Origin of the sequence: Lutibacter sp. (assembly GCF_041555395.1) — a bacterium.
Classification (GTDB): Bacteria; Bacteroidota; Bacteroidia; order Flavobacteriales; family Flavobacteriaceae; genus Lutibacter.
In genome coordinates this window covers 1-23,328 of record NZ_JBFFKM010000040.1, presented here as the reverse complement: position 1 = coordinate 23,328, position 23,328 = coordinate 1, and the positions used below count along the sequence as shown (strand labels likewise).

Below are 23,328 nucleotides of genomic sequence, written 5' to 3'. Positions count from 1 at the left end.
TATTGCGATAACAAATAGCAATATGTAACTATAATTACATATAAATCAGGAAGTTATTTTAAATAAATCCGAAGCAATTCCATCAGCTAAAAATTTACCCTTTTTAGTAGTGACCAAAACTTTGCCTGAAAAAGAACGTAATTCAATTTCCAACAAACCCGATTCTATATGGCGCTCTGCACTTTTTTTTAATTCTTGTAAATACATTGCTCCAAATTCTTTTTCTACTTTTTGAAAAGAAACTCCCCAAATGGTGCGCAAACCTGTCATAATATATTCATTAAACCTATTTATTTCTGTAAGCTGCTCTTTTTCTGAAGGTAATTCATCGGCAAGCAAAGCTTTGATGTATTTTGTATTGTTTGAAACATTCCAGCTTCTTTCAAAACCATTAAAAGAGTGCGATGAAGGGCCTATTCCTAAATAGTTGTAGCCTAGCCAATAAGAAGTATTGTGTCTGGAAAAATAAGCAAGTTTGCCAAAATTTGAAATTTCATAGTTTACATAACCTCGTTTTTCGGTTTCTTTAACCAAAATATTATAATGTTTCAAAGCCAAATTTTCATCAACAGGAGGAACTTTTCCCGTTTTAATAAGCTTATGCAATACTGTTTTTTCTTCCACGGTCAAGGCATAAGCAGAAATATGAGGAATATTAAAATCGAATGCCTGCTTCAAATTAGACAACCATTTTTCGTTGCTCATATTGGGCACTCCGTAAATTAAATCAATGGTGATATTATCAAAATATTTGGTAGCTTCTGTTAAACATTTTTTCGATTCTTCCGCAGAATGTGCCCGATTCATAAATTTTAAATCATCATCAAAAAAAGATTGAATTCCAATGCTTAATCTGTTAATTGGAAGTTTTGCCAACTCCTTTATTTTTTCTGAAGTCAAATCATCGGGATTTGCTTCCAGAGTAATTTCGGCATCTTCAACCACTTCATAGTTTTCAAAAACGATGTCAACCAACATTCTCAATTCATCAATTGTCAATAAAGAGGGAGTTCCTCCCCCAAAATAAATGGTGTCAATTTGTTCCTTATTGAGTTCGTCTTTTCGCAAAACCAATTCCCGTTTTAGTGCGATCAGCATTTCATCTTTGTTTTTTAATGAAGTTGAGAAATGAAAATCGCAATAATAACACGCTTGCTTACAAAATGGTATGTGTATATAGATTCCTGCCAAAATAATTATTTATGAATAGATAAATATACGTTTTTTAATAATCTAATTAACATCCATAAATATGCTGTGTTTAAAATTCACAAAAGGGTCAACTCAGGTCTTAACCATATTTATATGTGTTTTTATTGTCAAAAACATATTTCTTTTTTTGAATTTTTATATGGCTGGAGATAAAATTAAGTTATTATTTTGTTTAACATAATTACTATATAAAGAAAACCCGTATTACCAATTGGATAAAAAAAGGGCTGATGAGAAACATCAGCCCTTAATTCAACTTGTAATTACTATATGTTTATGTCTTTCCTACTTCCATCCGGAAGTAATATCACTATCTGTTATTTCAGTCCATTGGATAGAAACGAACCTGTAGCAACCTTAAGCCATTGTTATCATATTTCCAATATTCATTTTCTATAATATCATCAAATATTGGAACCCGTACAAAGAATATCTCACCATCATCCTCAAATGTATCAGCATTTAAATCAACCCAAATTTTTAAAACAATACTGGTTAACTCTGCTGTTACATCTACAAAAGTGGATTTCCCTTTTCTTCGCATTGTAACCTCTGCTCCTACCTGTTCAACTGAACAATAAGCACCGGTAACATCATCAATTTCATTCTGAATAACCTTCTGACCAGCTTTATCAAGCAAGCTATAAAGTGCATCCTGATCGGCAAGGTCAGCACAAGTTGTAATTGTTGACCATCCACCTGGTTTTCCCAATGGTCTTACATAAATGGAATAATCAGAGGATATATCTGCATTTCCTGGATCTCCAACCACATAAGCATCATAACCAGGTTTTGGAAGTTCGAATGAAGCTTCACCATCTGTGCCGTTAGCATCAAGCACCCGAAAATCAGCGTCCGAATCATCACTTTCTTCACTATCAGATAAATAAATTCGTGTTGTGACAAAATCTTCTGCATTTTTGCTACTACCTAATCCAACAAAAATTACATGTCCGTTGTTTCCAGTCATATCTGCTGTTTTTTCTTTAGACATACCAATAATATTTAGATTGTAATGTGCGCCACTTGGCGCTCCATTTTTAGCGAATGTTTCAGAACCTTTAAGGTTCTGACGCATTGTCTGTTGGCGAAATGACTTCATCGTCCGAGCAACTTACCGCAAGTAACCCGCTTAATAGCAATACTGATAATAATTTAAGCTTCTTCATAATATATAAAATTACGTTAATAAATACAATCCTTAAACAATAAAATTCTATCGTTAAAATTTTACATAAAAAGGGGCTTAATAAATTAAAAGAGGTTATATATTGGGGAAATAAATTATAATATAAGGGGCAGTAAAATGTTCTTTTTCATTTTGGGATAAAAAGCTATAAAAAAAAATTAGAAAAAATATATAAATTCACAAAAAATGCCAATTTATATTAATTCTAAATAATTACTTGATTATCAGTCTACTTATGAGTTAACACTACGCCCTATAAATTCTAAGTATGTTATCCTTAATCAATTATTATCAAGCTTCCTATTAAATAAAAACCGTTTTCATTTTACTATTATTTGCTAATTATACTTATACCCTTTTTTAAAATATTATAAAAAGTGATTTTTATTACCTTTTTTCTAAAAATGGTGTCGTAAATTTGAGAAAAACCTACTAGTTATGTATGCATACATCGTTTCATTTAAGGTAAAAGAGGGAGAAGGAATTTCATTTGTTGAGCTTCAAAAATTCGAGGAATTGACCGAGGCAAAACCTGCAGGCTTAGATCATTTTCATATTTTTAAAGACAGAGTCAAAGAAAATAAGTATTTCCTGGTTGAATATTGGAATTCTAAAGAAGACAAGGATAAGTTGGAGGCCTCCAAAGAACATCAACTTTTTCGTGAACACAGAAAACTGGTGATTGATAAAAAATGTGAAACTTACGAATGTGATGTAATTGTTTAAAAACTATTTAACTCTATTTCCGTTTTGTTTCACAAAAGCACCCCAGCCAGAATAATTTTTTTCTGAAGTTATATTTCCGCCATTGTAAAAATGACAAACCGCAGCGGCCAATCCGTCTGTAGAATCTAAATTTGTTGGCAATTCTTTTATTTTTAACAAACTCTGCAACATCTTTGCTACTTGTTCTTTACTTGCATTTCCATTGCCGGTAATGGCCATTTTAATTTTTTTAGGCGAATACTCCGTTATCGGAATTTCTCTTGACAAACCTGCAGCCATCGCAACGCCCTGGGCACGTCCCAATTTTAACATAGATTGTACGTTTTTTCCGAAAAAAGGCGCTTCAATCGCAATTTCATCGGGATGGTACGTATCGATAATATGAATGGTGCGTTCAAAGATTAATTTTAGTTTTAAATAATGGTCATCATATTTTTTGAGTATCAATTCATCCATCCGAATTAATTCCATATTTTTATTGATAACTTTTATTAATCCAAAACCCATAATGGTTGTTCCCGGATCAATTCCCAATATGATTTTTTCTGAGCTCAATTAGTTGTTTATTTGTAATTTCAAATGTACAATATCTTAGACAAATATAAACAAGCGATCATCTTTCTGCTAAAATTAGCGATAGTTGCTGGTGCGTTTTATTTTATATTTCAACAGTTGGCCACCAATCAACTTTTGTCACTTACACAATTGAAACAACAGATAGCTGTTCTTTTTTCTAAAAATAGCTGGCTGCTTTTGCTATTGCTTTTATTTACCGATGTTAATTGGATTTTGGAAATATTTAAATGGAAAACATTGGCTTCACATGAAAAAAAAATTACCTTTTTTGAAGGTTTTGAACAGTGTTTGGCTTCCTTAACCGTATCTATTATCACACCCAACAGAATAGGAGAATACGGTGCAAAAGCGCTGTATTTTGAAAAGAAACAGCGAAAAAAAATCATGGTTTTAAACATGATTGGAAATTTAAGTCAGCTAACTGTCACCATGGTTTTCGGAATCTTTGGGATTTTCTTTTTAAGCGACTATTTTGAAATTGGTTTGTTCTCATTTAATATGCACAAATTCCTTCTAACAGTAAGTGTTTTACTGCTGCTTTTTTTAATTGGAAAAAATTCAGGAATCATAAAAAACCTTAAAGAATACGCTCATAAAGTTTTTAATTATTCAAAAGAATTACCCTTGAAAATTTTGACAAAAACATTTGGTTACGCTGTATTTCGTTATCTGGTTTTTTCGCATCAATTTTATTTTTTTTTAAGGCTTTTTAAAGTGGACGCTGATTATATCACGCTCATAAGCTTGATTTTCAGCACGTATTTAATAGCTTCCATTATTCCGAGTCTGGCTATTTTTGATTGGGTAATTAAAGGTTCTGTTGCAGTATTTATTTTTGGCCTTATTCATATAAATCCATTAACAATTGTATCCATTACTACTTTTATGTGGCTATTGAATTTCGCTATTCCCACCTTGATAGGAAGTATATTTGTGTTAAACTTTAAAATGGTCGCCGACAAATGATTTTCTTAGTCTTTATAATTTCGGTTTTGTATTTAATGCTGATTATGGTTTTTATCTTTGGATTTTATAAAAGTGACGTTGTTAAAAACAAAAAAATAACACCAAAAAATAGGTTTTCCATTGTAATTCCATTCAGAAATGAAGCGCACAATTTACCCAATCTATTACAATCGCTTTCCGAAATAAATTATCCTACGGATTTCTTTGAAATTTTGTTGGTGAACGATGATTCTGAAGACAATTTTATTGAAATCATTAAAGAATTTATAAGACAAAATCCGAATCTTAACTTGCGCCATTTACAAAATATTAGAAAAACCGAATCTCCTAAAAAAGACGCATTAAATACTGCCATTAAATTATCGAATTTTGAATGGATCGTTACCACAGATGCTGATTGTTTGGTTCCCAAATTATGGTTACATCTTTTCAATCAATTTATTGAAGAAAAGCAACCCGTATTTATAAGCGCTCCGGTAAAATTCAGCTTGCAAAATTCATTGTTGTATCATTTTCAAAATTTGAATTTCATAAGTTTAATAGGAAGTACCATTGGCGGTTTCGGAATTGAAAATCCATTTATGTGCAATGGGGCCAATTTATGTTACCGTAAAGCCATTTTTTTTGAACTTAATGGTTTTGAAGGCAATGTAGAAATTGCCAGTGGAGATGATATTTTTTTAATGGAAAAAATGATAAAAGCCTATCCGAAAAAAGTAAAATTCTTAAAATCAGATGAAGTTATTGTGGAAACAAAAGCAGAAAATAGCTGGAAACTGTTTTTACACCAGCAAATACGATGGGCCTCAAAATCAGCTTCCTACAAAATTTACTTTGTAAAATTTGTAGGACTTTGTGTGTTTTCAGAAAATTTAATGGTGCTTATTTTAGGAGTTTTCACGTTGTTATTTCCCCAATTTTGGATCTATTTCATTCTAATCTTTGTCGCAAAAGCAATTGTTGATTTTATTATAATCGCCCAAACTTCCTTTTTTTTGAAAAACACAAAATCGCTTAAACACTATTTAATCATAAGTTTTTTGCATCCCTTTTTTATTGTTTTTACAGGATGTTTATCAGCTTTTAAAAGCTACGAATGGAAAGGCCGAAGCTTTAGAAAATAACAATCCAAAACTCAGCTAAATTGAGCTTATCCTATGGTTTTACGCCAAAAAGAGCATTGGTAATACTTTCAATATTCATCCACAAATAAATAATCACAAGCAACAAAATAGCCAAAACGATGCCTCTTTTGTAATTTGGTTTTTTAGCTTTTTTAAATCGAGGTTTCATAAGATATTTTTATTTATAACTGTTTATGTCACTATTGACCTTCAACTTTCAGCATTTTTGTCTATTTTCTCTTGTCTATTTTCTCTTTTCCAAATATTCAAGTTAAGCTTTAGTAGCTCTTAACATTTCTCTTTTTCCGGGTGGACCTGGAATTTTTTCAACTAAAAATCCGACTGTAAGCATCGCTCTTCGCACGCTTCCTTTTGCGCTGTAGGTGACTAAAACTCCACCCGTTTTCAATGCTTTATACATTTTTTCAAATATTTCTTCTGTCCACAATTCCGGTTGAACCCTTGCGCCAAAAGCATCAAAATAAATGAGATTAAATTTGTTCTCATCATTTATATCATTAAAAAACTGTTTCCGCTTCAATAGAGAAAAATTGGGTGAAATGTCACTTTTAACTTCCCATTCCTGTTGGTGAATTTGATTAAAAATAGCAGAAAACTCAATTGCATTTAACTGATTGGCATAGTTCATTTTTTCAACCTCTTCAGAAACGACTGGATAGGCTTCAACACCAACATAATCAATATTTAGATTCTTTTTTGGCGCTTCCAAAAAAGTAATGAAACAGTTAAGTCCTGTTCCAAAACCTATTTCTAAAATACTTATATCTTGATCAGAAAAAAGTGATAAACCATTTTTTATAAAAACGTGTTTTGCTTCTTGAATTGCGCCATATTTAGAATGGTATTGTTCATCCCATTCTGGAATATGAATGGTTGTAGAACCATCAGCAGTGACCATTATTTTTCTTTCCAAAATTTTTAAAATTAAAAATGAGCGTTATTCATCCAAAAAATAACTTTAAGAGCCTGTTTTTCAGCAAATTTACGTCATTTTAGATTGTGATATTTTTATAATAAAATAAAACAAATCAACTTAAATATGTCAATAATGTAATTTTATTTTATTCATATTGCTCATATGAATATTTTTCCCCAAATATATTAAAAATAAGGAAGTAACCTTCAGTAAAATTAAAACCGTGAATTAAAAAATTATAGTAAATTTGCGTAAATAAATATAGACTTACCATGGCTTTACATATTGAAAAAACAACAAAATCTAAAATTTCAGAAGTTGATTTTAACAATTTAACATTTGGGAAAATTTTTACTGACCATATGTTTGAATGTGATTATGAAAATGGAAAATGGAAAACGCCTCAAATTGTACCATACCACCCTTTAACTATGGATCCTTCTGCAAAAGTTTTTCATTATGGTCAAGCCGTTTTTGAAGGTATGAAAGCTTATAAAGACAACAATGATGATGTTTGGTTATTTAGACCCGACCAAAATCAGGAAAGAATTAACAAATCGGCTGAGCGATTAGACATGCCTGCTTTTCCAAAAGATCTCTTCTTTGAAGGTTTAAATGAATTGTTGAAATTAGATAAAGATTGGGTGAAAAAAGGAGGTGATAACGCGCTTTACATCAGACCTTTTATTATTGCAACCGAATCATGCGTGTCTGCATCCTCTTCAAACAGTTATAAATTTATGATTATTTGTTCTCCTGTACAATCCTATTATTCAGGTGAAGTTAAAGTGGTTTTTGCCGATAAATTCAGCAGATCTGCAAACGGAGGTGTTGGGGCTGCAAAAGCGGCAGGAAACTATGCCGGATCGTTTTACCCAACAAAATTGGCGAACCAGCAAGGTTTTCAACAAGTGGTATGGACAGATTCTTGTACCCATGAGTTCTTGGAAGAAGCTGGGGTAATGAATGTCTTTTTCAGGGTAAATGACACCCTGTTGACCGCACCTGTAAGCGATCGTATTTTAGACGGCGTAACGCGCAAAAGCATTATTCAATTCGCTGAAGATAAAGGAATTAAAATTGAAGTTAGACCCGTAAGAGTTTCCGAAATTGTGGAAGCGGCTCGTAAAGGTGAATTATTGGAAATGTTTGGTGCCGGAACAGCTGCGGTTGTAAGCGTTATTAATGCTTTTTCAAATAAAGGAGAAAACTTTGAATTGCCAAAAGTGGAAAACAGTTTTGCCGCCTTGATAAAAAAAGGCATCACAGATATTCAACGCAAAAATGCAGAAGATAAATTTGGCTGGACTTATAAAGTAAAATAAACTCAATTAGGTTAACTTTGCCAAAAAGCATACATTTATTGCATGAAAACTATTAAAACAATCGGATTTATCATCCGATTGTTTGGCATATTATTTGGTCTTAATCAATCAAAAAAATAGAATATGACTACGTTAGAACAAGCTAAGAATGAACTTCAGGAAAAAGGATTTTTAGATATTAAAACTCCAAGTATTGATTACGTAAAAGAGGTAAACAAACTTAGAAAAGAAAAAAATGCCGTTATTCTTGCGCATTATTACCAGGAAGACGCCATACAGGATATAGCAGATTTTGTGGGTGACAGTTTGGCTTTGGCGCAAAAAGCCGCTAAAACCAGTGCTGATATTATTGTTTTTGCCGGAGTACATTTTATGGCGGAAACCGCAAAGATTTTAAATCCGTCCAAAAAAGTTTTATTGCCCGATTTAAAAGCCGGCTGCTCATTAGCAGACTCTTGTCCGCCAACTGATTTCGCCGCTTTCAAAAAACAACATCCAAATCATTTGGTGGTTTCTTACGTAAACACTTCCGCAGAAATAAAATCGATGACCGATATTGTTTGCACTTCCTCAAATGCCGAAAAAATCATCAATTCAATACCAAAAGAGCAGCCCATTATTTTTGCTCCTGACAGGAATTTAGGTGCTTGGCTGATTAAAAAAACTGGTCGGGATATGGTACTTTGGGATGGAGCATGTATGGTTCATGAAGCTTTTTCAATAGACAAAATATTGAAATTATACGCTGAAAATCCAGATGCTGAAATTATTGCACATCCTGAATCTAAAGAACATTTATTGAAAGTTGCCAAATATGTTGGTTCTACTTCCGGATTGTTAAATTATGTAGAAACAAGCAATGCGAAAAAATTTATTGTGGCTACTGAAGTCGGTATTTTACACAAAATGCGTGAAATAGCTCCCGATAAAATTTTAATTCCTGCCCCGGTTGACGATGACAATTGCAATTGCAGCGAATGTTTTTATATGAAAATGAATACCATGCAAAAATTGTATTTATGCTTAAAATATGAATTACCCGAGGTTATTGTAGAGGAAGAATTAAGAAAAAAAGCATTGGTTTCTATTGAACGCATGCTGGAACTTTCTAAATAACAATGAATTACAATGAATGCTGAAAAAAAATCATACAACTCCGATTTTCTAATTATCGGTTCGGGAATCGCAGGGCTGAGTTTTGCTTTAAAAGTAGCTAATCACTTTAAAGATGCAACAGTTACTATTATTACAAAAAGCGAAAAGAGCGAAAGCAATACCAAATATGCCCAAGGCGGAATTGCTTCTGTTTGGAACAAAACCGTCGATTCATTTGAACAGCATATAGAAGACACCTTAATTGCCGGCGATGGTTTGTGCGATGAAGAAGTGGTGAGAATGGTGGTGGAAGACGCTCCTGCCCGACTCAAAGAATTGATTGATTGGGGTGCTGTATTTGATAAAACTTCCAAAGGAAACTTTTCTTTGGGAAGAGAAGGCGGACATTCTCAAAACCGGATTTTACATCACGAAGATCTTACAGGTGCAGAAATTGAAAGAGCGCTTATTGCACAAGTGGAAAATACCAAAAATATACAGTTTTTATCGCACCATTTTGCCATTGATTTAATTACAGAACATCAAGTTAAAAAAAGACAAACCTCTGTATCAGAAAAAATAACCTGTTATGGCGCTTATGTATTGGACGAGAAAAAAAATGTGGTAAAAACATTTGCTGCAAAAGTCACGATGTTGGCTTCAGGAGGAAACGGACAGGTTTATTTTACCACCACAAATCCGGTAGTTGCTACAGGCGACGGAATTGCAATGGCTTATAGGGCGATGGCAGAGGTTTCAGATGTTGAGTTTATTCAGTTTCACCCAACCGCTTTATACAACCCTGGCGAATACCCGGCTTTTTTAATTTCAGAAGCTGTGCGTGGTGCCGGCGCTATTTTAAGAGATTATTATGGCAACCGATTTATGCATAAATATGATGAACGTGAAGAATTGGCATCGCGGGATATTGTGGCGAGAGCCATTGACCACGAACTTAAAATAAGCGGAATGCCTAACGTTTATTTGGATTGTACGCATTTGGAATATGAGTCTTTTAAAAAACACTTTCCAAATATTACCGAAAAATGCATGACCTTGGGCATCGATGTGCGCAAGGATTTTATTCCTGTCTCACCTGCGGCACATTATATTTGCGGTGGCGTAAATGTGAATAAAAAAGCAAAAACCTCCATTAAAAATTTATATGGTGCCGGAGAAGTTACCAGAACCGGTCTTCATGGCGCAAACAGACTAGCGTCAAATTCTTTGTTGGAAGGCATTGTTTTTGCCCATAGAGCCTTTGAAAATTTAACCAACCGATTTGAAAAAATTAAAACCCCAAAAAATATTCCGGATTGGAATGACAGCGGTGTGGTGAAAAATATGGAGAAAATTTTGATTACGCACGACAGAAATGAAGTGAAAACCATTATGAGCAATTACGTTGGAATTGTTCGTTCTAATGAACGTTTATTGCGCGCTGAGAGAAAACTTCACGTTTTATTCGAGGACAACAAACGCCTTTATGATCATTCTGAACTTTCAGTTGATTTGTGCGAACTCAGAAACTTAATTACAACCGCTTTTTTAATTACACGATTTTCTAAAGAAAGAAAAGAAAACAGGGGCGGATTTTACAATGTTGATTTAATGAAAAAGGAGTTTTAAAAGGCTCCTTTTTTAAATAAATCATTCCATTAGGATGTTGGCAATATTAGGTTTAAAATAGTACGGGCCTTTCAGTACCTTGCCATCTTCCCTATAAATTGGATTGCCATCTTCACCCAATTTACTCATATTGCTGCGTTGAATTTCATTAAAAACTTCCTCAATTTTATATTGCATACCATGCTCTAAAATAGTTCCGCATAAAATATACAACATATCTCCAAGAGCATCAGCCACTTCAATTAAATCATTATTTTTGGCAGCTTCCAAATATTCTTCATTTTCTTCAGCCATTAAATCGAAACGTAATTTTAATTTATTTTCATCCAATTTTGCGATTGGTTTATGTTGAATTCCCAAACCAAATGCTACATGAAAATCCTGAACAGCCTTTATTTTGTTTTTCATTTAAGTAATTTCATTTTATTCGGTTAATAATTTAGGTAAACTTAAACAATAATGAAGACGGCGCATTTCTCAATACAAATGCCACCATTCTCCAACGTTTTGTAATATATGCTTTTTTTCGTTTCTGTTTAATTGCCGTATAAATTTGTTTGGTTGCTTTTTCTGTTGATGCCATCCAAAAAGTTTTGCCAATTGCCATTGGGGTATCCACAAATCCAGGCTGAATATCAGTTACGTAAATTTCGGCTTTACTTCTTTTTCCTTTCATCCAAAGCGACTCCAAATAGTTTGCCTGAAATGCTTTTGATGCAAAATATGCCGGCACATGACGGTTTCCGCGAATGGATGCGATGGAAGAAATTCCAACCAAATGTCCATAACCTTGTTTTCTGAAAAAATTATAAGCGAGCCCATAAATTTTGGTTGCCGCAATAATGTTGGTTTGTAATGTTGGTAGTTCCTTTTCCCATTCCAACTCATAATTTGGATCGCCAACACCTGAACTGTACACTATTAAATCGATGGTTTTAAATTCATTTTTTAAGTCTAAAAATAAGGTGTCACAAGAAGTTAAATTATTTACATCGTGAACTTTAATCACATATTTTTCCGAATCAGTTGCTTTGATTTCCTGAAGTAAATTTTCTCTTCTTCCTGTAATTACAACTTTGTAACCATCCGCCACCAACAATCCGGAAAGTTCCTTTCCAATTCCGGATGTCGCTCCAATAACTAGTGCGTTTTTCATATATTTATTTTTATGCTCATTTGCAAACCGAAATTTATGTATTTTTGATGATAAATATACACATTTAATATGTTTAGTAAAGGACAATTAATTTTTGCGGCACTTTTTGCAATCGCCTTTGTAATAGCTATGGTTTGGAGTTATAAAAAGGATATCAAAATTCATAAAAAGTATTATAAAAACTCATTCATTGTGCTTATTTCACTTATTTTAATCATCCTCATTTTTACCTTAATTACCTTCTCTTTACACTAAAAAAAATCCGCTTCAATAAATTGAAACGGACTTTTACAAAAATTCTTAATACGATTAATTTACATCGGGTAAAGTGGTGTATCTTTTTGCATAATCCAACATTTGCTCTGCAAAACTTGTAGGTTGAACAACTTTTACATCATTAATATTTCCTTCAGCATCTAATTCAGCAGTCAATACCGGATTGACAAAACCGCTGTAAGGAGCTGATTTAAATTTGCTGTTACGCTCCAAAACTTCTTTATGAAGGGCTTGATCCACTTTAACGCCGTAAGTTTCAACCAAAGCTTTTCCGGCTTTAAAATCCCCTTCCGATTTAATGCGTTGTATTTCACTTAACAATTCACCGAACAAAACTCTCAATTTCGCGTAATCACGAACCACAAAATACGTTTTATTTTCTTTTACAACTTTTTCGATTACATTGTCTTTTTTACCTTTTTCAAAAGCCCAGGCAGCCACCAATTGTCGGTTTCTCATATGCGCTTCTTCAATGTCATCACCTAAATTTAAACGAATCAATTGCATCATTAAACCATTTCTGATGTAACTATCAAAAGCTGCTTTTCCAATTCCTTGAGCGTTTGGTGAAATATTCATTTCAACCAATTTTTCATCAGGCAAATAATAAAGTCCAACCAAATCAGCTCTCGCTTCTTCTAAGGTTGAAGAATAATTTTTTAAGGTTTCTTTTGGCTGGCCAATTCCATCATTTATTCGTCCGCTGGCGTGACCAATAACTTCATGCAAAGCTGTATGCAATTTATCGGCATCCTGGCCATATTTTATTTCATCTTCAACTTCAGCTTCATTAAAAGCAAATTCTTTTAATCGATCTGTACCTCCAGCATTGTTGTATGCTTCAATAATATTTCCAAGAGAAACAGATTTTGATCCATGTTGTTCACGAATCCAATTATTATTTGGCAAGTTTATGCCAATTGGCGTTGACGGTGATGCATCTCCAGATTCTGAAGCCACATTCACTGTTTTATAAGAAACACCCACCACATCTTTCTTTTTATGGGATTCTCGCAATGTTGAATTGTCTTCAAACCACTGGGCATTTTCAGCCAAAACAGCCATTTTTTTAGACATGTCGAAATCTTTTATTTGAATAATTGACTCATAAGAACCTCTAAAAGCTTTTGGATCATTATATACTTCAATAAATCCATTGATATAGTCTATATCGCCATCGGTACTTGTTACCCAGGCAATATTGTAGGAGTCCCAAGTTTTTAAATCACCTGTTTTGTAATAATCAATCAGTAATTTTAACGCTTCCGCTTGTTTTGCATTTTCTGCAACCTCAACCGCTTTTTCTAACCAGCCAACAATTTTTTCAATAGATGCACTATACATACCACCAACTTTCCAAACTTTTTCTTCCAAAGAGCCGTCGGCATTTTTTATCAATTTCGAATTTAACCCATATTCAACCGGTGCTTTGTCGTCTTTATCAATTTTTGAAGCGTAAAATTTATCTACATCAGCTGCCGTAATATTGGGTGAATAATAATTAATGGCCGACCCCTCCAACAATCCTTTACTTTCGTCTAGGTTTACCTTTTTGGCATCTTTATCATTAAAAATAACTTCATAAGCCTCTCCCGTAAGATTAGTTTTAGTTTCTTTTAATAAAGTGTCGAAATATGCTGCTGAAAATTCAGGCTTAAATTTATCATTTGAATAATGATGGTGAATGCCATTAGAAAACCAGACTCTTTTTAAGTAGATTTCAAAGTTTTGCCAGTCTTCAACGGTTTTATCACCGGCATAGTTTTGGTAAATATTCTCTAAAGCACGTCTAATTTTTAAGTTATGGCGATAATTTTGATCATACATCATATCACGGCCCTCGATACCGGCCTCAGATAAAAAATACACTAATTTTTTTTGGTTTAACGTTAGGTTTTCAAAACCCGGAATTTGATAACGCAATATTTTAATATCGGCAAATTGCTCAACTTCAGTTTTAAATTCTGTTGAGGCTTCTTTTTTTGTGTTTTCTTCCTTCTTTTGATCGGCGCAAGAAAATAAGATTGATGCCGTTAACAGCATCGGTAAAAAATATTTAATTTTCATCTGATTGATAATTTAAAATTTATCGACAAATTTACTAATTTATAACAGAATAATTCAGTAATTTAGTGTTAAGCTAATTCAAAACTTCAACTTTTGAAATATTTAAAATACTTCATTTTTTTTCTTTTGGCCGCAGTGATTGGAATATCCATTTACGGCACTCTACTTGAAAGTAATTACGACTTTCACCGTTCCCGAATTATAAATTCCCCTGCGGAAGTAATCTTTGACAATGTTAATGATTTTAAAAATTGGGAGAACTGGAGTCCCTGGCTAGAAAAGGATCCTACTATGGTAACTTCCTTTAAAGACACAACTTCAGGTGTTGGATCGACCTACAACTGGAAAGGAAAAGATGGCAGCGGATTTATGAAAACCATCTCCATCATTCCAAATAAAGAAATTATTCAACAAATTGATTTTAGCAAAGGGCATATCGCTGAAGTTTATTGGAATTTTGCTAAAACTGATCTTGGTACTGAAGTCACCTGGGGAATGAGAGGCAAAAATTCATTTGTCGAAAAATTTTACTGGCTCTTTAAAGGAGGCATCGAAAAAAACATGATTACAACCTATGACAGAGGTTTGGAATTGCTTGAACAATACGTTTTAAAAGAAATGGAAAAACATTCTTTTGAATTAAAAGGAATGGTTGATTATGGCGGCGGCTATTATTTATACCAAACTACGTCTTGTAAAATAGAAGATATTGAGAAAAAAATGAGTAAAATGTTTCCTGTTGTTATAAAATTTATGGCAGATAATAACATTGAGCCTTCCGGAAAACCTTTTACACTAAATCATAAATGGGACGAAGAAAATAATACGGCCATGTTTTCGGCCTGTGTTCCTGTAAAAGAAAGGGTGATTACTACAGGAGATGTTTTAACGGGCTTTTTAAAACCGCAAAAAACTTTTAAAACAATTTTTACGGGAGATTATAAATTTTCCTTTGACGCCTGGGAAGCAGCTTATAATGGACTCACTGCCCAAGATTTTACAGAAATTGAAGGTGGAGAACCCTTTGAAATTTATACCATTGGCCCAAACGAAACTGCAAATCCGGCAAAGTGGATAACGGAAATTTATATACCTATTAAATAAGAGAAAGTTCGATATTAGAAGCTCGCTACTTTTTTAAAGGAAAACAGACAAGAGACAAGAGACAAAAAAGGAGGGGTTTTAAGTTTGACGTTTCTTTCAAAAATAAGAGCAGATGTTTTAACAGGAATATGATGGAACAAATAACTCAACACTAAAAACTCAAAATCAAGACACCTCGTCATACCTAAAGCAATCGGTAACGTGATCATTGGTCATTCCGGTTGCTTGCATATGAGCATATATTACTGTTGGACCCACAAATTTAAATCCGCGCTTTTTTAAATCTTTTGAAATGACATCTGATAATTCCGTCGTTGCAGGAAGTTCACTCAATGTTTTCCATTTATTTTTGATGGGTTTTCCTTTGGTAAAACCCCATATATAGTTTGAAAATGAGCCAAATTCCTGTTGAACTTCCATAAAAGCAACAGCATTTGAAATAGTAGCTTTAATTTTTAATCTGTTTCTGATAATTCCGGCATCCAATAAAAGTTCCTCAAATTTTGCTTCGGTATAATTCGCGATTTTTTTATAATCAAAATCATCAAAGGCCTTTTTGAAATTTTCTCGCTTACGCAAGATGGTAATCCAGCTTAAACCCGCCTGAAAAGTTTCTAAAATTAAAAACTCGAATAATTTGTCATCCGCGAAAACGGGTACACCCCATTCTGTATCGTGATATGCCATATAAAGCGGGTCGTTTTTACACCAGCCACATCGTGTTTTGTCCATTTTAGTTGAATTTAAATGAAAAGCTAAATTAGAAAATTTGACATATTTTTTGTAATTTTAAGTGAATTAAATTCATTGATTATGAAAAATTTATTTTATTATGTGACCATTGGTTTATTTATTGTTGGCTGTTCTTCAACAACAAAAACCACAAAAACAAGCGATGCAAACTACCCCAAAGAAGCGGTTAGAATTGCCAATGACAGTTTGGAATATGAAATCATTATTACAGATATTGGATTCGAAACCTATTTAAATACGATTGCCAAACCGATGTGGTTTTATTCAAAGGAATATTATGAAACAAAAAATCGGTTTTATGTTTCTGAATGGAATATTAGAGCCTCAAATCCATTAAGATACCGAAGCGACATTTATGAAAACCATATAGATTATGACCCTAATGTGGATTATGGTTTAGAAGTAAATTACAAACTTTACAACTACTTTAAATTTGTGGAATATAAATACAACCAACGGTTACTTTAGTCCTTTATTTGTTCGGTTTAAGTTGTATTCTTAAAACCATATATCCTAAAAATCCTGCGATTAGGGATCCTAAAATAATGCCCATTTTTGCGGCTGAAATAAAACTTTCATCATTATAGGCAAGGTTGGTAATAAACAAGGACATGGTGAAACCGAGTCCGCCCAAAATACTCACTCCTAATAAGTGCTTAAATTCCACGCCTTCAGGCAAATCGGCCAGCTTAAATTTAATGGCTAAAAAGGAGAGCAGCATTATTCCAAAGGTATTTCCAAAAACCAAGGCCATAGCAATATTTAGAGAAATGTGGCCAGTATCTTCCAATCCGCTAAAACTTAATGCCACACCTGCATTTGCCAAAGCAAAAATTGGCATGATGACATAAGAAACCCAACCATGAAGTGAATGCTCCAAATGTTGGAGTGGGGACTGTACCTGGACGGTAATCGTGTCTATTTCATCAACAATCTCCAATTGTTTTTTGTTGAGTAATTGAGGGTTTTTAGATTTAAATCCTTTAAAAATTTTAAGTTGCGCGGATAATTCCTGCACATAGTCACTTAAATTAATTTCCCGGTACATAGGTATGGTAAATGCCATTAATACCCCTGCAATTGTTGGGTGAATTCCCGATTTTAAGAATAATAACCAAACCACAAATCCCAAAACAAAATAAAGGTATTTGGAGTAAATATGCTTATAACTTAAAAAGCCAAGTGTACTAACAATTAGCAAAGCATAAGCAATTAAATCCCATTGAATATTGGCGCTATAAAAAATAGCAATAACAATAACTGCCCCAATATCATCAACAATGGCGAAGGCCGTTAAAAATATTTTCAATCCCAATGGCACTCGATTTCCCAATAATTTTAAAATCCCCAAGGTAAAAGCAATATCTGTTGCCATTGAAATTCCCCATCCATCTACACCAGATTTTCCTTGATTGAAAAATAAAAATATCATCACTGGAAATAGCATACCTCCAATTGCAGCAAAAATAGGAAGTGACGCTTTTCTCAAAGTAGTTAATTCTCCTGCTAAAATTTCGCGTTTAACTTCCAAGCCAATTACAAAGAAGAAAATGGCCATTAAGCCATCATTAATCCATAAAATAAGCGATTTTTCCAAATGAAAATTTGTGTTTGCAAATCCGATTGTAAACTTGTAATGCCAAAGATCCACGTAGGCACTGCTATAAGGCGAATTTGCCCAAATTATAGCTAAAATCGAAAACGCAAAAAGAAGCAAACTTGCTGTTGTCTCTAAATGCATAAACTGATTTAAGGAACCTCCAACCGCTTTTATTTTTTTCTTTATCATAAGTTGTCGTAAGATATGTAATTTTTAAAAATAAAAAAAGTCTTCCGTTCAGAAGACTTTTTTTATTTTTAATTTTGTTTTCGCTTACAGTTGCGGTCCTGCAGCCACTAAAGCTTTTCCTTCTTCATTGTCTGTATATTTATCAAAGTTTTTAATAAATAATTCAGCCAAATTTACCGCTTTTATTGACCAATCGTCAACATTTTTATAAGTATCAATTGGGTCAAGAATTTTAGAATCTACACCTGGAAGAGAAGTTGGAACTTCTAAGTTAAAAATAGGAATAATTTTAGTTTCCGCTTTTTCAATAGAACCGTTTAGAATCGCATTGATAATTCCACGCGTATCTTTGATAGAAATACGTTTTCCTGTTCCATTCCAACCTGTATTAACTAAGTAAGCTTCGGCTCCATTGGCTTCCATTTTTTTTACAAGTTCTTCACCATATTTAGTTGGGTGTAAAGAAAGAAAGGCAGCTCCAAAACAAGATGAAAAAGTAGGAGTTGGCTCAGTAACACCACATTCTGTACCTGCTAATTTTGCAGTAAAACCTGACAAAAAGTGATATTTTGTTTGCTCAGGCGTTAATTTTGAAACTGGAGGTAATACCCCAAATGCATCAGCAGAGAGGAAAATAACTTTTTTGGCTGGTCCTGCTTTAGAAACTGGTTTCACTATATTTTTAATGTGGTGAATAGGATAAGAAACACGCGTGTTTTCAGTTACTGAATTATCACTAAAATCAATTTTACCATTGGCATGAACAGTTACATTCTCTAATAGCGCGTTCTTTTTAATGGCTGCATAAATTTCCGGTTCAGAATCTTTATCAAGGTTGATTGTTTTTGCATAACATCCACCTTCAAAATTAAAAACCCCTTCATTATCCCATCCGTGCTCATCATCACCAATTAGCTGACGGTTGGCATCTGTGGAAAGTGTTGTTTTCCCTGTTCCGGAAAGCCCAAAGAAAATAGCGGTATCACCATCTTTACCAACATTAGCCGAGCAGTGCATTGAGGCAATTCCTCTTAATGGCAAATAGTAGTTCATCATTGAGAACATTCCCTTTTTCATTTCGCCTCCATACCACGTGCCACCAATAATTTGCATTTTTTCAGTTAAGTTAAAAACAACAAAATTTTCAGAATTCAGTCCTTGTTCCTTCCAATTTGGGTTTGAAGTTTTAGATCCATTTAACACTACAAAATCAGGTTCTCCAAAATTTTCAAGTTCTTCTTCTGTTGGGCGGATAAACATATTTTTCACAAAATGGGCTTGCCAGGCAACTTCAACAATAAAACGAACTTTTAACCGGGTATCTTCATTAGCACCACAAAATGCATCTATAACAAATATTTTTTTATGAGAAAGTTCTTCTAAAACCGTTTTTTTCAAATCAGACCAAACATATTGAGAGATTGGTTTATTATCGTTTTTTACTTTTTTAGAGGTCCACCAAATTGTATCTTCAGTTACATCATCTTTTACAATATATTTATCTTTAGGAGAACGGCCGGTAAATTTACCGGTCATTACATTAATTGCCCCAAGTTCGGTCAAATATCCTTTTTCAAAACCTTCCAGCGAAGGGGCTAATTCGTCATTATATAATTCATCGAATGATGGATTATAAATTATTTCTTTGACATCTTTAAATCCTAATTTTTTCAAGGAATTAGCAATTACATCTTTCATAATTTTCATAATCTGTGTTTTATGTGTTTTGATTACTATTTATTTATATAACAAATTTCGCACTAACTCAAGGTTGCTTTTATGATATTTATCAGTAAAAACGAACTATCTAAGATAACGTTTTCTGTACTATAAAATACTTTCTGGCAACGCTTTACATATTTTGAAAATCATTTATTTTTTTGCGAAAACGTTTTCGTTCTTTGTCAAAAAAAAACCTTTTTTTTTAATTTTTTTCTTGTAAAAAATATTTGGTAAAAATAGATTTATTTGTTTAGGTCAACAAACATTTCAAAAGGATTTTAAATTAATTGTCAAATCAACCGATTATTCTTTCTTAAAATAGGAAATTCCCATTTTTAACCATCCTAAAATAAAAAATAAGCCTCCCAACGGTGTTACAAACCATATACTTTTGGGGTTTACGCCTAATGTAATTACATAAATTGATCCTGAAAAAAACAAGATTCCCGCAAAAAACAAATAGCTGATGGTGTTTTTATCTTTCAAAACAAAACCTGAAAATGAATTTACAAACAGCAATACAATAACATGGTACATTTGGTAACGAACTGCTGTTTCAAAACTTTTTAATTCATTTACGCTTAAGGTTTCTTGTAATGCATGGGCACCAAAAGCACCCAGTACTATTGTTAAAACCCCTATTAAAGAAGCAATTACTAAATTTTTTTTCATTGGTCATTATAAAATTAAGCGCTAAAGATAAAATTTATCATTTTATAAAAGCAACATTTTGTATATTTAGGTTAAAATAAGAATTATGCAAAGCAATTCAGATTCCTTAGTAACCATTCTAGTCTCCAGTTTGATACATGAAATTCATATTGCTAAAACCTTATTGTCCAGTTATGGAATTCATAGTTTTATTTTTGATGAAAATTTGATGTCTATTATTGGAACGGCTTATGTTGAAGGTTATAAACTTAAAGTGAACAGTGCCGATTTTGAAAAAGCAAAAGAGATTTTATTATCGATTGAAGACACTAGTATTTAATATGATAAACCTATCTGTTTTGCCATAAAATTTGTATTTTCGTGTTCTGATTTAATCCATAAAAATACGAGAATGAGAAATATTCTGGTTATTGGTTCAGGCCAATCATCTTCTTCATTAATAACTTATTTATTAAACAAATCATTTAGCGAAAATCTTCATATCACCGTTGCCGATGTTTCTTTAGAACTTGCCAAAAGAAAAGTCGGAAATCATGAAAACGGCACTGCCAGATCGCTTGACATTTTAAACGAAATCGAAAGAAAAGAAGCCATAAAAAACGCCAACATTGTTGTTTCCATGCTTCCGGCACATTTGCATATAAACGTGGCGAAAGATTGCATAGAATTTGGAAAAAGCATGGTAACAGCCTCTTATATTTCAAATGAAATGAAAGCACTTCATAGGGAAGCAGTCGAAAAAAATCTGGTTTTAATGAATGAAATTGGTTTGGATCCCGGTGTCGATCATATGAGCGCTATGAAGGTAATTGATGAGATTCGTGAAAAAGGAGGTAAAATGCTTCTTTTTGAGTCGTTTTGCGGTGGTTTGATTGCTCCGGAAAGTGATGACAATTTATGGAATTATAAGTTTACCTGGAATCCAAGAAATGTGGTTTTGGCCGGACAAGGCGGTGCCGCAAAATTCTTGCAGGAAGGAACCTACAAATATATTCCTTATCATAAATTATTCAGGCGAACAGAAATTTTAAAAATAGACGGCTATGGGAAATTTGAAGCCTACGCCAACAGAGATTCTCTGAAATATAAAAGTGTTTATGGCTTAGACAATATTTTGACTTTATATAGAGGAACCATTAGACGTGTTGGTTTTTCAAGAGCCTGGAATGTTTTTATTCAATTGGGAATGACCGATGACAGTTACACCATTGAAAATTCTGAACACATGAGTTACAGGGATTTCACAAACTCCTTTTTAGCTTACAATCCATATGATTCTGTTGAATTGAAATTGGGCTATTACTTAAAAATTGATCAGGATGATATTGTTTGGGACAAGTTAACCGAATTGGACATTTTTAGCGCAACTAAAATGGTTGGACTGAAAAACGCGACGCCTGCAAAAATTCTTGAAAAAATACTTAAAGACAACTGGTCATTAAAAGAAAATGATAAAGATATGATTGTAATGCAACATCTTTTTGGCTATGAATTAAATGGTGAAAAACATCAAATTAAAAGTAGCATGGTTTGCATTGGAGACAATCAAACTTACACAGCAATGGCAAAAACTGTAGGATTGCCTGTTGCCATTGCCACTCTAAAAATATTAAATGGGGAAATTACAACGCCAGGCGTACAAATGCCAATTAGCAAAGAAGTTTATGAACCTATTTTGAAAGAACTCGAAGAAAACGGCATTGTGTTTCACGAAAAAAAAGCACCTTATTTGGGTTATAATCCGGAACGGGTGACGGGATAATCGCTACAATTTCAGGTAAAAATCCTGAACCAAAATTTTATATTCAGAAGTGTAATTGTGCCTTGATAATTCCAAGGTTAATTCATTTGAAATTGCTTCCCTTTTTATGAATGAAAATTGAAGCAAGCTTCTTTTAACTGCAGTATTTTCAGCACCTTTAACTCTGGTAATTCTATTTGGATACAATTTTTTTTCTTTAGCAATTTTAATAAAATTTTCCTCTTCTTCAAATGGAATGATAAACGCGCAATTTCCTTTTGAGGACAATAATTTTGAAACAGACTCCAATAAATCAGTATAGGTTAAACTTTCTGAGTGGCGTGCCATGGCGCGTTCTTTTGGAAGATCTTTATAGGTAGAAGTATAAAAAGGCGGATTTGATATGATGAAATCATATTTGTCTTCCATTTCATCGACAAATTCTTGTAACGAAGCATGATAACAAAACAATCGGTCGCCCCAATCGCTATTTTCAAAATTTTCTACCGTTTGTTCATATGCCTCATCATTCAATTCAATTGCATCAATAATTTCCGCATTACTCCTTTGTGCCATCATTAACGCTATTAAGCCTGTTCCAGCACCAATATCCAAAATACTATTCGGATTTATGTCAAGATTCGACCAACCGCCCAATAAAACTCCGTCAGTACCCACTTTCATGGCCGTTTTATCTTGTTGAATGCTGAATTGTTTGAAATGGAAAGGTTTCATTTTTTATACTTATAAATTATTGTTGCACCGATTATACAAAATATAAGACCAAATACATATCCGATTACAATTTTTGTTCTAATTTCTTTCATTTTAATATGCTTTTTTAAGGTTTAGAGGAGTTTATAAAGTGCATGAATTCAGTTTTATATGTTTGACCAATTGGGATATTATTCTTTTTTACCTAATTTTTTGACGTTACGATTTTTATAAACAGTATTTAATGCCAAACTATATAGTGAAATGAAGGAAATATTAATTATATAATAACCATCGTTAAAATCATCTGTAAAATCTTAATTAAATTATTAACTATAAAAGGCTCTTTAACACTCAAGCCAATACTAGACGTAATTGTGTTTCATAATATGTTCTTTTCAAATTTAAAGGATTATAACAACCTATTCTAATGCAGTTTTATATGGTCTCTTTCTATTATGTGCTTTTTGATTTTTGCAGATAATTCATTAACCAGTTTTTTGTTTTCCTTTTCCTCTGAAATATTAACGTTTTCCTCAGGATCCTTACTTAAAT

23 protein-coding genes are annotated in these 23,328 nt (G+C 33.0%); 10 read left to right on the top strand and 13 right to left on the bottom strand.

Annotation, left to right across the window (positions count from 1 at the left end):
- Nucleotides 1–45: 45 nt before the first annotated feature.
- Both hemW and ABY285_RS09225 read right to left on the bottom strand, forming a co-directional pair.
- Entirely contained in the window at nucleotides 46–1,191 is a 1,146-nt protein-coding gene (hemW, locus tag ABY285_RS09230) for a radical SAM family heme chaperone HemW (protein ID WP_372769317.1), read from the bottom strand.
- Nucleotides 1,192–1,534: 343 nt separating this feature from the next.
- The gene (locus ABY285_RS09225; RefSeq protein ID WP_372769315.1) at nucleotides 1,535–2,290 is read right to left on the bottom strand and encodes a hypothetical protein; all 756 of its coding nucleotides are present in this window, start codon (nucleotides 2,288–2,290) and stop codon (nucleotides 1,535–1,537) included.
- Between the two features lie 549 nt (nucleotides 2,291–2,839).
- Here ABY285_RS09225 and ABY285_RS09220 point away from each other — a divergent pair.
- Complete coding sequence (locus ABY285_RS09220) at nucleotides 2,840–3,127, top strand: antibiotic biosynthesis monooxygenase (protein WP_372769313.1); 288 nt, start codon at nucleotides 2,840–2,842, stop codon at nucleotides 3,125–3,127.
- 3 nt (nucleotides 3,128–3,130) lie between these two features.
- Here ABY285_RS09220 and ruvC read toward each other — a convergent pair whose 3' ends face one another.
- Nucleotides 3,131–3,682: a crossover junction endodeoxyribonuclease RuvC gene (gene ruvC / locus ABY285_RS09215; protein WP_372769311.1), complete on the bottom strand. Its 552-nt coding sequence runs from the start codon at nucleotides 3,680–3,682 to the stop codon at nucleotides 3,131–3,133.
- 24 nt (nucleotides 3,683–3,706) lie between these two features.
- Here ruvC and ABY285_RS09210 point away from each other — a divergent pair, with 24 nt between their 5' ends.
- Both ABY285_RS09210 and ABY285_RS09205 read left to right on the top strand, forming a co-directional pair.
- Nucleotides 3,707–4,669, top strand: a complete 963-nt coding sequence (locus tag ABY285_RS09210) for a lysylphosphatidylglycerol synthase domain-containing protein (protein ID WP_372769309.1) — start codon at nucleotides 3,707–3,709, stop codon at nucleotides 4,667–4,669.
- Complete coding sequence (locus ABY285_RS09205) at nucleotides 4,666–5,793, top strand: glycosyltransferase (RefSeq protein ID WP_372769307.1); 1,128 nt, start codon at nucleotides 4,666–4,668, stop codon at nucleotides 5,791–5,793. Before ABY285_RS09210 ends, ABY285_RS09205 begins: the two co-directional genes overlap by 4 nt.
- A gap of 31 nt (nucleotides 5,794–5,824) precedes the next feature.
- On the opposite strand, the gene ABY285_RS09200 is transcribed toward ABY285_RS09205, so the two are convergent.
- Both ABY285_RS09200 and mnmD read right to left on the bottom strand, forming a co-directional pair.
- Nucleotides 5,825–5,962: a hypothetical protein gene (locus ABY285_RS09200; protein ID WP_372769305.1), complete on the bottom strand. Its 138-nt coding sequence runs from the start codon at nucleotides 5,960–5,962 to the stop codon at nucleotides 5,825–5,827.
- Between the two features lie 102 nt (nucleotides 5,963–6,064).
- Nucleotides 6,065–6,727 (bottom strand): tRNA (5-methylaminomethyl-2-thiouridine)(34)-methyltransferase MnmD, encoded by a 663-nt coding sequence (gene mnmD, locus ABY285_RS09195; RefSeq protein ID WP_372769303.1) that lies wholly within the window; start codon nucleotides 6,725–6,727, stop codon nucleotides 6,065–6,067.
- Nucleotides 6,728–7,002: 275 nt separating this feature from the next.
- Between mnmD and ABY285_RS09190 the strand changes: the two genes are divergently transcribed.
- The 3 genes from ABY285_RS09190 (at nucleotide 7,003) to nadB (ending at nucleotide 10,779) form a co-directional block, all read left to right on the top strand.
- Nucleotides 7,003–8,055, top strand: coding sequence for a branched-chain amino acid aminotransferase (locus ABY285_RS09190; protein ID WP_372769301.1), 1,053 nt, complete (start codon nucleotides 7,003–7,005; stop codon nucleotides 8,053–8,055).
- A 123-nt stretch (nucleotides 8,056–8,178) separates the two neighbouring features.
- Nucleotides 8,179–9,171 (top strand): quinolinate synthase NadA, encoded by a 993-nt coding sequence (nadA, locus tag ABY285_RS09185; protein WP_372769299.1) that lies wholly within the window; start codon nucleotides 8,179–8,181, stop codon nucleotides 9,169–9,171.
- A gap of 12 nt (nucleotides 9,172–9,183) precedes the next feature.
- The gene (nadB, locus tag ABY285_RS09180) at nucleotides 9,184–10,779 is read left to right on the top strand and encodes an L-aspartate oxidase (protein ID WP_372769297.1); all 1,596 of its coding nucleotides are present in this window, start codon (nucleotides 9,184–9,186) and stop codon (nucleotides 10,777–10,779) included.
- 21 nt (nucleotides 10,780–10,800) lie between these two features.
- Here nadB and ABY285_RS09175 read toward each other — a convergent pair whose 3' ends face one another.
- The 3 genes from ABY285_RS09175 to ABY285_RS09165 all read right to left on the bottom strand — a co-directional run bounded on the left by ABY285_RS09175 (nucleotide 10,801) and on the right by ABY285_RS09165 (nucleotide 14,278).
- Nucleotides 10,801–11,187, bottom strand: coding sequence for a hypothetical protein (locus tag ABY285_RS09175; RefSeq protein WP_372769295.1), 387 nt, complete (start codon nucleotides 11,185–11,187; stop codon nucleotides 10,801–10,803).
- A 31-nt stretch (nucleotides 11,188–11,218) separates the two neighbouring features.
- Nucleotides 11,219–11,935 (bottom strand): SDR family NAD(P)-dependent oxidoreductase, encoded by a 717-nt coding sequence (locus tag ABY285_RS09170; RefSeq protein WP_372769293.1) that lies wholly within the window; start codon nucleotides 11,933–11,935, stop codon nucleotides 11,219–11,221.
- 309 nt (nucleotides 11,936–12,244) lie between these two features.
- Nucleotides 12,245–14,278 carry a dihydrofolate reductase gene (locus ABY285_RS09165; RefSeq protein WP_372769291.1) on the bottom strand — a complete coding sequence of 678 codons (2,034 nt, stop codon included), beginning with the start codon at nucleotides 14,276–14,278 and terminating at the stop codon, nucleotides 12,245–12,247.
- 93 nt (nucleotides 14,279–14,371) lie between these two features.
- Between ABY285_RS09165 and ABY285_RS09160 the strand changes: the two genes are divergently transcribed.
- Entirely contained in the window at nucleotides 14,372–15,382 is a 1,011-nt protein-coding gene (locus tag ABY285_RS09160; RefSeq protein ID WP_372769289.1) for an effector binding domain-containing protein, read from the top strand.
- A gap of 165 nt (nucleotides 15,383–15,547) precedes the next feature.
- On the opposite strand, the gene ABY285_RS09155 is transcribed toward ABY285_RS09160, so the two are convergent.
- Complete coding sequence (locus tag ABY285_RS09155) at nucleotides 15,548–16,114, bottom strand: DNA-3-methyladenine glycosylase I (RefSeq protein WP_372769287.1); 567 nt, start codon at nucleotides 16,112–16,114, stop codon at nucleotides 15,548–15,550.
- 81 nt (nucleotides 16,115–16,195) lie between these two features.
- On the opposite strand from ABY285_RS09155, the gene ABY285_RS09150 reads away from it, so the two are divergent.
- Nucleotides 16,196–16,603 (top strand): DUF6146 family protein, encoded by a 408-nt coding sequence (locus ABY285_RS09150; protein WP_372769285.1) that lies wholly within the window; start codon nucleotides 16,196–16,198, stop codon nucleotides 16,601–16,603.
- 4 nt (nucleotides 16,604–16,607) lie between these two features.
- Here ABY285_RS09150 and nhaA read toward each other — a convergent pair whose 3' ends face one another.
- From nhaA to ABY285_RS09135, 3 genes are all read right to left on the bottom strand, one after another.
- Nucleotides 16,608–17,924: a Na+/H+ antiporter NhaA gene (gene nhaA / locus ABY285_RS09145; RefSeq protein WP_372769283.1), complete on the bottom strand. Its 1,317-nt coding sequence runs from the start codon at nucleotides 17,922–17,924 to the stop codon at nucleotides 16,608–16,610.
- A gap of 84 nt (nucleotides 17,925–18,008) precedes the next feature.
- Nucleotides 18,009–19,622 carry a phosphoenolpyruvate carboxykinase (ATP) gene (pckA, locus tag ABY285_RS09140; RefSeq protein ID WP_372769319.1) on the bottom strand — a complete coding sequence of 538 codons (1,614 nt, stop codon included), beginning with the start codon at nucleotides 19,620–19,622 and terminating at the stop codon, nucleotides 18,009–18,011.
- A 327-nt stretch (nucleotides 19,623–19,949) separates the two neighbouring features.
- Nucleotides 19,950–20,318, bottom strand: coding sequence for a DUF423 domain-containing protein (locus ABY285_RS09135; RefSeq protein ID WP_372769281.1), 369 nt, complete (start codon nucleotides 20,316–20,318; stop codon nucleotides 19,950–19,952).
- A gap of 85 nt (nucleotides 20,319–20,403) precedes the next feature.
- Here ABY285_RS09135 and ABY285_RS09130 point away from each other — a divergent pair, with 85 nt between their 5' ends.
- Both ABY285_RS09130 and ABY285_RS09125 read left to right on the top strand, forming a co-directional pair.
- The gene (locus tag ABY285_RS09130; RefSeq protein ID WP_372769279.1) at nucleotides 20,404–20,637 is read left to right on the top strand and encodes a putative signal transducing protein; all 234 of its coding nucleotides are present in this window, start codon (nucleotides 20,404–20,406) and stop codon (nucleotides 20,635–20,637) included.
- Nucleotides 20,638–20,709: 72 nt separating this feature from the next.
- Complete coding sequence (locus tag ABY285_RS09125) at nucleotides 20,710–22,080, top strand: saccharopine dehydrogenase family protein (RefSeq protein ID WP_372769277.1); 1,371 nt, start codon at nucleotides 20,710–20,712, stop codon at nucleotides 22,078–22,080.
- Between the two features lie 3 nt (nucleotides 22,081–22,083).
- Here ABY285_RS09125 and ABY285_RS09120 read toward each other — a convergent pair whose 3' ends face one another.
- Complete coding sequence (locus ABY285_RS09120; protein ID WP_372769275.1) at nucleotides 22,084–22,794, bottom strand: tRNA1(Val) (adenine(37)-N6)-methyltransferase; 711 nt, start codon at nucleotides 22,792–22,794, stop codon at nucleotides 22,084–22,086.
- Nucleotides 22,795–23,328 lie beyond the last annotated feature (534 nt).

Bases quoted from the DNA above. Each gene is read 5' to 3' on its own strand.
- ABY285_RS09130 (WP_372769279.1), top strand. From the start codon at position 20,404: ATGCAAAGCAATTCAGATTCCTTAGTAACCATTCTAGTCTCCAGTTTG.
- ABY285_RS09205 (WP_372769307.1), top strand. From the start codon at position 4,666: ATGATTTTCTTAGTCTTTATAATTTCGGTTTTGTATTTAATGCTGATT.
- pckA (WP_372769319.1), bottom strand. From the start codon at position 19,622: ATGAAAGATGTAATTGCTAATTCCTTGAAAAAATTAGGATTTAAAGAT.
- ABY285_RS09150 (WP_372769285.1), top strand. From the start codon at position 16,196: ATGAAAAATTTATTTTATTATGTGACCATTGGTTTATTTATTGTTGGC.
- ABY285_RS09125 (WP_372769277.1), top strand. From the start codon at position 20,710: ATGAGAAATATTCTGGTTATTGGTTCAGGCCAATCATCTTCTTCATTA.
- ABY285_RS09210 (WP_372769309.1), top strand. From the start codon at position 3,707: ATGTACAATATCTTAGACAAATATAAACAAGCGATCATCTTTCTGCTA.
- ABY285_RS09200 (WP_372769305.1), bottom strand. From the start codon at position 5,962: ATGAAACCTCGATTTAAAAAAGCTAAAAAACCAAATTACAAAAGAGGC.
- ABY285_RS09225 (WP_372769315.1), bottom strand. From the start codon at position 2,290: ATGCGTCAGAACCTTAAAGGTTCTGAAACATTCGCTAAAAATGGAGCG.
- nhaA (WP_372769283.1), bottom strand. From the start codon at position 17,924: ATGATAAAGAAAAAAATAAAAGCGGTTGGAGGTTCCTTAAATCAGTTT.
- ABY285_RS09220 (WP_372769313.1), top strand. From the start codon at position 2,840: ATGTATGCATACATCGTTTCATTTAAGGTAAAAGAGGGAGAAGGAATT.
- ABY285_RS09165 (WP_372769291.1), bottom strand. From the start codon at position 14,278: ATGAAAATTAAATATTTTTTACCGATGCTGTTAACGGCATCAATCTTA.
- ABY285_RS09190 (WP_372769301.1), top strand. From the start codon at position 7,003: ATGGCTTTACATATTGAAAAAACAACAAAATCTAAAATTTCAGAAGTT.
- nadB (WP_372769297.1), top strand. From the start codon at position 9,184: ATGAATGCTGAAAAAAAATCATACAACTCCGATTTTCTAATTATCGGT.
- ABY285_RS09175 (WP_372769295.1), bottom strand. From the start codon at position 11,187: ATGAAAAACAAAATAAAGGCTGTTCAGGATTTTCATGTAGCATTTGGT.
- ABY285_RS09170 (WP_372769293.1), bottom strand. From the start codon at position 11,935: ATGAAAAACGCACTAGTTATTGGAGCGACATCCGGAATTGGAAAGGAA.
- nadA (WP_372769299.1), top strand. From the start codon at position 8,179: ATGACTACGTTAGAACAAGCTAAGAATGAACTTCAGGAAAAAGGATTT.
- ABY285_RS09155 (WP_372769287.1), bottom strand. From the start codon at position 16,114: ATGGACAAAACACGATGTGGCTGGTGTAAAAACGACCCGCTTTATATG.
- ABY285_RS09135 (WP_372769281.1), bottom strand. From the start codon at position 20,318: ATGAAAAAAAATTTAGTAATTGCTTCTTTAATAGGGGTTTTAACAATA.
- ABY285_RS09120 (WP_372769275.1), bottom strand. From the start codon at position 22,794: ATGAAACCTTTCCATTTCAAACAATTCAGCATTCAACAAGATAAAACG.